This is a genomic window from Shewanella sp. GutCb, assembly GCF_002836135.1.
Lineage (GTDB): Bacteria > Pseudomonadota > Gammaproteobacteria > Enterobacterales > Shewanellaceae > Shewanella.
Genome location: NZ_PJBL01000041.1, coordinates 1 through 9,889, shown reverse-complemented (window position 1 = coordinate 9,889; position 9,889 = coordinate 1). Strand labels below are relative to the sequence as shown.

The window sequence follows — 9,889 nt, the reverse complement described above, 5'->3', positions numbered from 1 at the left end:
ACTAAGTTTATTAATTGTACTTTTGACAGTATATCGTGCTTAGAAAAAGCTAGTGACTTTGATGCATCTCTAGTGTACGAAGAGAAGTGATATAACGCATTTAAAAGTGATTCCCAACGCTTGGTATTCTCAGTTCAAGTTTGGGTTTCGTGTTTAAGGTGCAATGGTTTAAGTAGGTGGTAGCGTTGATCACACCTTAATGCGGCGTTATACGCTCAGGAGAGATATGGACAAACAATTAGATTTATTGGCATTTAAGTTTTTTAAGCTATTTGCAAAGTATGAAAGTACATTAAAAGAACAAGGCTATTTTGAGGTTCGCGGACGTGATCAAATCAATGTTCAATGGGATAGATTTGCCAATCAGATTATCGGTCGAGGGTTTCTTGAAGAACTTGGTGAACATAGAGGTTGTGCGGAGTATATTTTGCAAAACCCTCCGAAACAGCAAGCTGTAAATGAGGAAGGTAAGATCATCTGGAAGGATGTGCCAAACAACGAAAGTAACATTCAGATCTTGTTTGGGCATATCTGCCGAGTAAGAAATAACCTTTATCATGGGGCGAAATTTAATGGTACTTGGTTTGATCCTGAACGAAGCCTTCTACTGTTAGAGAATTCTTTAATCGTACTTAAAATATTTGAACATCATTTGCAAAACGAACGCGTATAACGAAGCAATTAAGTCGGATTCGTGAACACGTGCCGAAATCGCAGATCCGATTGCCATACTTTCCCTAATGCCAATCGTTACTTTAAGAGCTTTGCTTCTAACAAGCTTTTGTCCAGTAATAAGCTAGATAAACTCTAAAGTAGTGGCCAGTTTTCGTTGTTAACAGCAGTTAGGTGTTAGGGTAGTCACTGGATAACAATATATAAAAGGAATCTTCAATTGGCGCTAACTCAGATGCAAGTGATTCAATCTCTTGGTGAGGCTATGTCTTGGTTAGAGAAAGAGCTAAATTGGGATGTACCAGCTACAGAGCAACGGCATTTAATTGGCCGGATAGGAGAACTCTATGCAGCCCTGATAACAGGAGGGCAGATGGCTACTGAAGTCAATCAAGCAGGCTATGACGTTGTGGGGGATAATGGTGAAAGAATTTCAGTTAAGACTACAGCGCGAATGGCTGGTAGTGGTCATATCTCCTTTAACGCTAACACTCTTAAGCTTGTAGACCGTGTGATCATCCTACGTGTGAATACTGATGAAATGCAGATTGAAACCTTGTTTGACGGTTCCGTTGTTGAAGCTGCTCTACTTATGAACTCTCCTGATAACGGAGGGAAATCTTCTATATCGATGAACAAGCTGTTAGCTCCAAAGTTAATAAAGAGAAAGCTATCAAAAGTAACTGAAGTAACTTGGAGAGATTTTCAATTGGTTGAACTGGAAAATGGCTCTATAGAAGTTTGGCTGCATGGCTCTTTAGTCTCTCCGACAAAACCTCAGCTTAGAAAAATAGCTAAAGAGCTAGGTCTATCTATCTTAAATGGTAACGGTAATGCATACAATACTAGACAGTTAGGAAGTTTATTGATAAAAGAAATTTCGTCATGATAAAGTAAGCTATTGATTTATTAGCGTGTTGTATGTGCATTGTGCTAAGCCGTTCTTGCCCATTGTGATTTACTGGCGATAAGCACCATTGATAAATGACAAGCCAGTTAACCCACTTTTACTGTTCCATAAAGAACAATTACTGATTACTTACGGTAAGACATTATCAGGACAACAGTTAAAGAAAGCAGCAATACGCCTGACGGCGCGACTATAAGCATCAATGGTAGCAGGTCGCTTGCCTTGTAAGGTTAAGTTTGTAGTGGATGAGAAAAACTGGCCACTAGTATGTAGTAATTTTTTATGAGTTCCTAAATCTCTGAATTTATTCTATTTTTTCTCATGCTAGCATCCATTTCCACTATTGTGTGGTCACAAATACAGTATGGCTCTGGTGCACAATTTAATTATTTTGGACTAACTCAGGAACTTGGAAACTAGCAACTCGTGGGGAGTTATTATGTCTATACATTATGAGGAAGTCATGAGTAATAAAACGAGTAGATGGGTACAGTCTTTTAAGTCTTTGACGACAGGGTTGGTCGCGAAAAATGATGAGCGTCATCAATTCGCTCTAGGGTTACTTTACACCAGTAACGAACATTGCTGCGCAGTCTTAGACCTAACATCTAAAAACCTAAATTCATCCGCTTTTGCTTTGCTGAGACCTCAACTAGAAGCTTATATTCGTGGTCTATGGGTACTAAATTGCGCTAGCCAAGAAAACATGAAGACAATCAACACTCCAGCAGAAGACCGCAAAAAAGGTGAAGTTGGTTTCCCTAGTAAAAATGTTATGGTTGCCGCGTTGAGTGAGTTGCAAGAGTTCAATGATGGAGCGTTAAAAGTATCAATTGATAAAATGTGGGGGCTATTGTGTGATTTTACCCACGGGGGCGGTGTTCAAGCTGCGTGGCACGTTGGTCGCCATGGTATCGGTAATTATTATACGAAGTCACAGGTAAAGTCTCTCCATGAACTTACCTCAAAAATTTCTTATCTGAACTCTATCGCTATGGCTAAAGGGTGCGAGTCGGAACAGGTTGCTAGTAAGCTAACCGCTAGTTATAAGCGTATCAACAAATAATGTATAACGAAGCATTTAAGACTGATTCCCAATGGTTGGCATTTTCAGTTCATGGTTTGGTGTTTACGGCGCAATGGTTTAGGTTTGGTGGTTGCGTTGCTCACACCTCAATGCGGTGTTAGACATTCAAAATGAAGATTGTAAAAAATCCCACAGAAACTCACTTAAGAGACCTTTATAAATGGTTAAAGGATGAAGAAATTGAGTCCGGCGAAGGATTCTTCTGTCACTGGAATATTATCGCGAACTCCGTTTTGGAATAGATATTTTAACTGTAGAATCCCGATATAGAGGCAAAGGTATCGGCAGGCATCTTGCTAGCTCATTGATCGATGAAGCCAAAAAATTAAATGCGGAGAAAATATCAATTCAGTGTATGCCAACTTCATCAGAGGCCTTTTGGAAATCACAGGGCTTTATTGAAGACCCCGATAAACCATGCGAGAGAATTCGTGGTGTAGCAATGCAAGACTTACATTTAGAGATGAGGTTATATGCCAATGAACCCTAACAAGCTAAAGCGGCAGCGCAACTTCGTGGCTGGTCGCGCCGTTGTTTGAAGCGTTAAACGTCTATAGGAATCAGCTTCATGGTTCAAAATGAGTTCGAGTATATTGAGTTTTTGGTTCAGGGGAGACTGCAAGATAATAGTGCGTATAGCTATGGTCGTTACCTAGAAGCAGTTTCAAGGCATCTCGAAATTAATCTAAACAGATCTACGGTAACTTCGGAACGAGATGTCAAAGATATTTTAAATAGACTTTCAGAAACTGATTTAGCTGAACGTTATAAAAATAACTGTGGTACTGCTCTAAGAGCTTATCTACGTTTTCTTGGGCAAGTACAGCCGGATTTTAGCTACCCTGATGAAATTCTAAACCCTGAGAACTTTGTTGAAGGCGCGAAAAAGCAAGTAACTGTTAACTCCTACGAAAGAGATCGTGTTGCACGCGATAAAGCAATTGAAATTCATGGTCTTAATTGTTTTGTATGTGAGATGAGTTTTGAAAATGTCTATGGAGAAATTGGAATAGGATTCATACACATTCATCACTTAACTCCGTTGCACGAAATAGGTGATGAATATCAAGTTTCTTCTGAAGATGACTTGGTTCCTGTTTGTCCAAATTGTCATGCTATGCTCCATAGAACAAGCAACCCGCCAACAATTGAGCAATTGAAAGATGTCATACGAAAGCAAAAAAGCATTTAACAAAGTACTGCTAGAGACAAACATACGCTTTGGTTTGCCCCTGAATGCGGCATTAACGTATCTCTGATTGCAATACATTTTTTAATTAAAATCTCAAGAACCAGAGTTAAAGCACTAACTCATTTGTTTCCAGATACGTGTCAGTGCGTTGCTGCTGACACTGTGAACACCAAGGGACTTTGTCGTACCTTAACTACCAAGCGGAATTGATGGTTCTAAATTTTCAGTTGTTACAATTCTTTGTTCACAATTTAGAGTGCTGAACACACGAAAACGCGATTTTATGTGCTGAGCGAAGACGGAACACACGAAAACGCGATTTTATGTGCTGAGCGAGGACGGAACACACGAATATGCGATTTTGTGTACACTGAACGTGAGAAACTGAGTTTGGTTGGCAGGGAAATGACAAAAATAACTGTAGTCATTTTATGCAAGTTAAAGCGAACTTAATGGTAACAGTAATTACCATTAAGTTAGGATGTATCCTTTATATAGCGTGCTATAACTTTGATTTGATTTTATTCCAAGCTTCTTCAAGGGCACGGTCAGTTTGGTCGTAAGGTTGCCCATAATTTTCAATCTCGATCCAATTCTCATGCTGCTCTGGGTGAATATAGCCGACAAAATCATCTAAAATCAATGTAGAGCTAATATTCCCCCGAGGTATCAAAGACAAATCCTTATAAGTACCATCCCAATTTATATATTCGATTTCATAAAACCATTCAGGAGCTGTACCTTCCTTTACTAACAGGTTCGCGATAGAACGAAATTTACTTTCACTAATTGTGGTGAACATGACAACTCGTGGGAATGCCTTTTTGACGGTAGACAAAAATTCGAACAGCCCAGGTCTTGGCAGCTGACTCATGGCATTCGAAATGAGGGTTCCCTCTAAATCAAGCGCTAATATGTAATACATTTAGTCCTCCAATATCAATATGAGTATCATTTCACTGTTTAGAAACTTGTTAAGACAGAAAAAATATTATTCTTGGATTAGAGCTATTAGCCACTCAAGGTTTTAGGGGTGTAAAAAGCCCTAAATGACAGACCATCAATAGACCGGTCATTTCGCCATGCTGCGTAGTGAAAATGTCCTTGTCGAACTAACTCTTCGACTTTTGGTGATGGAACCCCAAGAGCTTTGGCTACGCGAGTTAGCCCAAGTGGTGCCTCGCAGGCTTTGTCAAAACACACGTTTAGAAATGTTTCTAGTTCAGCACTATTCACTTGGATTTCCGCCAAGGAATAGGGCTCAGGCACGCAGATTTGAATGTCATCACGCAATGCTGAACAAAGTAGCTCCCCGAACTCAGTCAAATGCCTGCGTAAGTATGAATTATTTTCACTGATAGGAACCATGCTTGTAATATGGGGTTCTGCTGTCTTTTTCTTGATAAAGTCGTTGATTTTGTTGGCTTCGAACAATTTATCTCTTACAACAGAAGTGGAATTGAGCTGGGGTAATAGGTTCGTTTCGGTAATGTGCATCAAGGCTCGAGTTGTTATTCCCAAAGATGCAGCCAGTTGTTGGTGAGATAGATGTGAATACCAATTACTTTCCAACGTATATAGTGCAGCCTTGGCTCTAGAAGGTTTAACATAGTTAATAGCTTCAACTGGCACACTATCATGGCTTAGTTCTAGCGCGTTAGGCGCTGGGTTAGTGTTTTCGCGAGTCAGCGCGGGCCAATCAGAAAACAATAACTCCTGTTTAATTACAGCAACCGGCGTAATTTCAGAGTGTGGCCAGTGTGAACGGGCCTCTATAGACCATCGATGATAGTAGTCTTGGTCAAACAACAGCCTCAAGCCTCGAAGCGCATAAGCCCAATGATTTGGGTTCTCTGGTACAGCGATTAAGGGCTGATGCAGAACATCAAAAGGGCGACCAGCCACCATCAGCGCTAACATAACGTCATGTAGTTTAGATTTGTCCAATGGTAACGAACCATCCTCACACGGGCACACTGCTTTATTGAACGACATGAACTGATTATGCGGTTTTTCGCTAAACTGTTGCCACGATAGCCCGCACTTCGGACACCCTTCTAACCAAGCGGTGTGCCAACTGATAGGCGCATGACACTGCGGACAGTTATTATAAAGCGGCGTGTGGTGTTTCTGGCAAAATGGTAAAAACCCACATTGCCATCGCCAGTCAAGGTGAGGAGTAGGCTGAGTCTGCAAGCAGGAGATACACAAGCGAGGAAAATCAACCTGACTATGCTGAAATAGACGGTTCGAATCGAACTGCCATGAGGTGGCATAACTATCTGTGAGGGCTTGCGTTGCATCTCGACCAAGCACCTTTGCGAGGCAGGGGGCTAATACATCAACCTCCTTAGGAGTAAAGTAGTTTAAACGTCGATTCTTCACTGGCCTCGCTCCAATGGTCCATAAGAAATCACTTAATCCGTGAAAGCCGTTTAAGTAGGCCAACCGTAACAAGTAACCACTGAGCGACTCTGTCGCCAAGCGGTATGGACGAACACCGAGAACGCCAGAGGCAGCAACCATTATCTCGATTTTCGCTTTGGAGGATTCTGCGTAGCATTCAGTTCCGCCTGGAATCGATTAGCCCGCTCAATGACCTTATGAAGGGGGGCTTTGAAGACTTCAAATTGTGCAACGTGATGGTTAAATCCGCATGTGTTGTAAAGCGCCTGGAGTTCATTGCGATTGACGGCACCTTTGCGCTCAGCGAAACGCGTAACACGCACAATGAGTTTGGTGAGGTAGCGGGGTATTCCTTGGCTAGCCAACCACATACGAGGCAACATATCTTCGGTCGCAAAACGCTCACAGCCCACACCAAACCCATCAAGTCGTTTATCAATTGTGGAAAGATACCCTAGTAATTCTCCAATATTACAAGGACCCGTTGTCTGGTACTGGAATCGATAAAGCTGTGTGTTCGCATATGACAGCCGTTGCCGAAGCTCAGGAAAAGGTTCCAATAACTCGGCGGCCTCAGGTAAACCCGCGAAACAAATAGACAACGCATGTTCATCCATTAACACTTTGATAAATGCCATTATGTCATGCGTTCGCACCAACGCGAATTTACGAAGCAAATGCTGAACTTCATCAAACACTATCATTTGGACTTGCTGATTTCGAACGAGCCGATTGAAACGAATTTCACCTGATTCTGAGGATTTTGGCGACGGAGCAAGATGACCGGCTGACTCTAGCAGTTTTTCAATTAGTTTTTTAATCGTCGGCTTCCCTGGCACTTTAATCACTAAAATGGGGAGTGGTGTAAGGGTTTCGGACGGCTGATATTCGGGGCGGCTGTATACTTCAGATGCTAGGTAACGAATAGCTCTTGATTTTCCAACACCGGGCTCGCCCAGCAGTGTACATCCTACTCCCTCGAGGCCACTCATTTCGAAACACTCAAGTAGCCCCTCTTGTACATTCCTAAAGGTAGGGTGCATGATGGTGTTAAAGTAAATATCCTGAATAGCAGGGGATACTTTTTTTTGGTTGATTCTCAACGATATATCTCCGCTGATATCAATGGGTAACGGGCGTAAAATTTTCATTGTTTAATCACTCTCAAAGCTGTCGATATTCTCGAAATCAAATTTTGTTGCCGGGTCGTCCAAATCACTTACCGACGAGCTAGACTTATTGAAGACACCTTCTGCTTCTTCCGCTTCCTGGTGTTCTATTTCGTCCTGGAAATTTTCAGGTAACGCATTTCGCTGTTTCTTTCTTTTTTTACCATTGTTGCGCTTGTTTAATTCTTTATGTTTTTGTTCTAGATTTTTATCGTCATCCATCGGGCGGTCAACTTCGCGTGCCATTAGCTCTTTTTTCTTCAGATGCTTAATACGATACTCTTCTCTAGTCATTTCATGCACGATGTCACTGTCTTTTGCTTGCGCAATAAACATCTCATCAGTTCGTGGGTCTAGCACTGAAATCGAGGAGACATCGCAATCACTGTACTCACAATAAACGACAGGCTTGAGGTCTTTTGAACGTAAGTACACCCCAATATCTTTTATTCGTCCATCTTCATCATTATATTGAATATTTTCTATTTGCACGCCGATATGCAAATCCTTTCCCAACACTTTGGGATATGCACTTTTCCCAGAGGGCAGCGCTACTTTATCTAGTCCCGCTGGGAGCTCTGGATACCACCCATCATCGAGTGCTTCTTGCCAAGCTTCAGCTGGTGTTTTGCCACTAAGCCCGGTGTGAGGGGTGTGGTGATAATCATCGACAATCCAGGACTCTAAATACTCTTTGAATTCTGTAACAGTTAAAATAGCGTTTTCTTCAATAGAATATTCCAACTTTTTTTGATCTTCCATCGGTCCAACATAACCCGGAATTCGAGATGCAAACCTCACACGTAATGTAAGATTAAAGCGCTCAATAAATGGTTTTAGCCAACCGGAAGCAACGGCAACCGTTTCTACTATAGTGCCGCAAACTCGCAACAAATATGTTTGAGTCATCTTGCAGATAAATGCACTACCGCCATCGCCAACAAAAATGCTAAACACGCCGTAATATGGCCATTTATTATTGCGCTTTGTATGAAATGAACCTTCTGCTTTTGGGCATAAAGCATGACGAATAGCATGTATGACCGCTGATGAACTTTCTCCTCTTCCCATCCTCATTGAATAACCAAGAATGCACCGAGTGTGCACATCAATAATAAAAATAAGCGTCACGGCCCCAAGATAGTGTCCATTTTCGTCGACAAGCCCAACTTGCAAATAGACACCGTCAGCTTCGACTCGCTCAAGCGGAAAGTGAGTTTTGAACATCCGGACCGCGTTGCGATAAAGCTTCTTAATCTCGGTCGATTTAAGTCCGGACTTTGGTAGTTTGTCCCAAATTACTTTTTTGAATTTCGACTTTATCCAGCCATATCCAGGCACTTTAAGCTCCGCCTGATTGAGTGCTTTAATCTTGCGACTTATCCTTTGCTCAAGCTGTTTGTAACTTACTTTGTTCGGAGCCTTACCACAGAGTTGTTCGTCAATACTTTCCATGACACAGAGCATGACTTCATCAGTGAATTTGCTTTCACGTGTACGTTTTTGGGGTGCCAAAAGGGTATGCGCAGCTCCATGCATCTTTTCATTCTTATCATTGCACCATTCCCCAAGTGTTGCAGGACACGGAGGATTTGTATCTCCCAATTCCTTGGATACGATGGCGATAGCACGGATGCGCTTTTTGAACCCACCAACACCTTTGGAATTTGGGCCAACCATTTCATTTATAGCTTTTACATATCGATCTCGCCGGTGTTTTTCTATCCTCGATTCGGGTGTTAACTGCACATTAGTCGATGGTGCTTCTGTATCATTTACAAAATGTAGTTGCCCAGCATTAAAAGCCTTCGTTAATTCTTGGTGAGTAAAAAGCTCGGTTGGCAATTGAGAATCTTCAAACTGAAGTGCGACTTCACTCTTGCCGATTTGCTTTAGTCGCGCCCGTAAATGATGAAAAATGACCAGGACATTTTCTGCAAAGAACGATTTACTCATCATTGCCTCTCCATGTTTGCTCGTTGATGATGAGTTGCCAGGATTGATATGGCTGAGTAATGTCTACAGCGAAGAGCTTGTGCGCGACTGCGCGTTTAACGAAGTGCGGCGCAATATTTCTTTGTAATGCTATATTACTCATCTCAACTAACGAATATGACCTGTCTTCTAATCCCTCACTTAAAATTTTGAATTCATCATACGGAGCGGGGTGATGCAAAGAAGGCAATAACAACGAGATATTAATGATGTTGTCACTGTCATAGACATCCTTTTCAGTGATAACTCGAAATTGTGCGCCTTGCTTTTGATATTCCTGTTCAAGAAACGCCTTCTTATCTTGAAAGTCTAGGCTGAGCGTATCTTTGGCATACTTAACTTCATCAAAAAATCGTAGATGATTATGAATAACTTCAAAGTCAGGCGTATAGCGTGTGCGTTTTCCATCTAGCAGGTGAATAAGCGGTGAAGGTTGGCCAAGGATAAAATCGACCCCT

At 41.8% G+C, this 9,889-nt stretch carries 10 protein-coding genes; 5 read left to right on the top strand and 5 right to left on the bottom strand.

The genetic code is table 11. The features are described from left to right. The first annotated feature begins 226 nt into the window (after positions 1-226). The 5 genes from CXF86_RS19625 to CXF86_RS19595 all read left to right on the top strand — a co-directional run bounded on the left by CXF86_RS19625 (position 227) and on the right by CXF86_RS19595 (position 3,861). Positions 227-673, top strand: a complete 447-nt coding sequence (locus CXF86_RS19625; RefSeq protein ID WP_102039846.1) for a hypothetical protein — start codon at positions 227-229, stop codon at positions 671-673. Between the two features lie 264 nt (positions 674-937). After that, a complete protein-coding gene (locus CXF86_RS19620) occupies positions 938-1,561 on the top strand; it encodes a DUF6998 domain-containing protein (protein WP_257985422.1) in 624 nt (207 codons plus the stop codon). A 460-nt stretch (positions 1,562-2,021) separates the two neighbouring features. Continuing rightward, a complete protein-coding gene (locus CXF86_RS19610; protein WP_145992398.1) occupies positions 2,022-2,648 on the top strand; it encodes a DUF6988 family protein in 627 nt (208 codons plus the stop codon). Positions 2,649-2,865: 217 nt separating this feature from the next. Continuing rightward, positions 2,866-3,159 (top strand): GNAT family N-acetyltransferase, encoded by a 294-nt coding sequence (locus tag CXF86_RS23225; RefSeq protein WP_102039842.1) that lies wholly within the window; start codon positions 2,866-2,868, stop codon positions 3,157-3,159. 78 nt (positions 3,160-3,237) lie between these two features. Then, positions 3,238-3,861: an HNH endonuclease gene (locus CXF86_RS19595; RefSeq protein WP_102039841.1), complete on the top strand. Its 624-nt coding sequence runs from the start codon at positions 3,238-3,240 to the stop codon at positions 3,859-3,861. Between the two features lie 502 nt (positions 3,862-4,363). Here CXF86_RS19595 and CXF86_RS19590 read toward each other — a convergent pair. The 5 genes from CXF86_RS19590 to CXF86_RS22840 form a co-directional block, all read right to left on the bottom strand. Then, on the bottom strand, positions 4,364-4,786 hold the full coding sequence (locus CXF86_RS19590; RefSeq protein WP_102039840.1) for an NIF family HAD-type phosphatase: 423 nt from the start codon (positions 4,784-4,786) through the stop codon (positions 4,364-4,366). A gap of 86 nt (positions 4,787-4,872) precedes the next feature. After that, positions 4,873-6,387 (bottom strand): TniQ family protein, encoded by a 1,515-nt coding sequence (locus CXF86_RS19585; protein WP_102039839.1) that lies wholly within the window; start codon positions 6,385-6,387, stop codon positions 4,873-4,875. Continuing rightward, positions 6,387-7,418 (bottom strand): ATP-binding protein, encoded by a 1,032-nt coding sequence (locus CXF86_RS19580; RefSeq protein ID WP_102039838.1) that lies wholly within the window; start codon positions 7,416-7,418, stop codon positions 6,387-6,389. The genes CXF86_RS19585 and CXF86_RS19580 overlap by 1 nt, the downstream gene beginning before the upstream one ends. A gap of 3 nt (positions 7,419-7,421) precedes the next feature. Next, positions 7,422-9,395 carry a DDE-type integrase/transposase/recombinase gene (locus CXF86_RS19575; protein WP_102039837.1) on the bottom strand — a complete coding sequence of 658 codons (1,974 nt, stop codon included), beginning with the start codon at positions 9,393-9,395 and terminating at the stop codon, positions 7,422-7,424. Continuing rightward, the coding region (locus tag CXF86_RS22840) for a Tn7 transposase TnsA N-terminal domain-containing protein (RefSeq protein WP_219622747.1) at positions 9,385-9,889 on the bottom strand (505 nt) is incomplete at its 5' end. The genes CXF86_RS19575 and CXF86_RS22840, both read right to left, overlap by 11 nt.

Bases quoted from the DNA above. Each gene is read 5' to 3' on its own strand.
- CXF86_RS19625 (WP_102039846.1), top strand. From the start codon at position 227: ATGGACAAACAATTAGATTTATTGGCATTTAAGTTTTTTAAGCTATTT.
- CXF86_RS19620 (WP_257985422.1), top strand. From the start codon at position 938: ATGTCTTGGTTAGAGAAAGAGCTAAATTGGGATGTACCAGCTACAGAG.
- CXF86_RS19610 (WP_145992398.1), top strand. From the start codon at position 2,022: ATGTCTATACATTATGAGGAAGTCATGAGTAATAAAACGAGTAGATGG.
- CXF86_RS19595 (WP_102039841.1), top strand. From the start codon at position 3,238: ATGGTTCAAAATGAGTTCGAGTATATTGAGTTTTTGGTTCAGGGGAGA.
- CXF86_RS19590 (WP_102039840.1), bottom strand. From the start codon at position 4,786: ATGTATTACATATTAGCGCTTGATTTAGAGGGAACCCTCATTTCGAAT.
- CXF86_RS19585 (WP_102039839.1), bottom strand. From the start codon at position 6,387: ATGGTTGCTGCCTCTGGCGTTCTCGGTGTTCGTCCATACCGCTTGGCG.
- CXF86_RS19580 (WP_102039838.1), bottom strand. From the start codon at position 7,418: ATGAAAATTTTACGCCCGTTACCCATTGATATCAGCGGAGATATATCG.
- CXF86_RS19575 (WP_102039837.1), bottom strand. From the start codon at position 9,395: ATGATGAGTAAATCGTTCTTTGCAGAAAATGTCCTGGTCATTTTTCAT.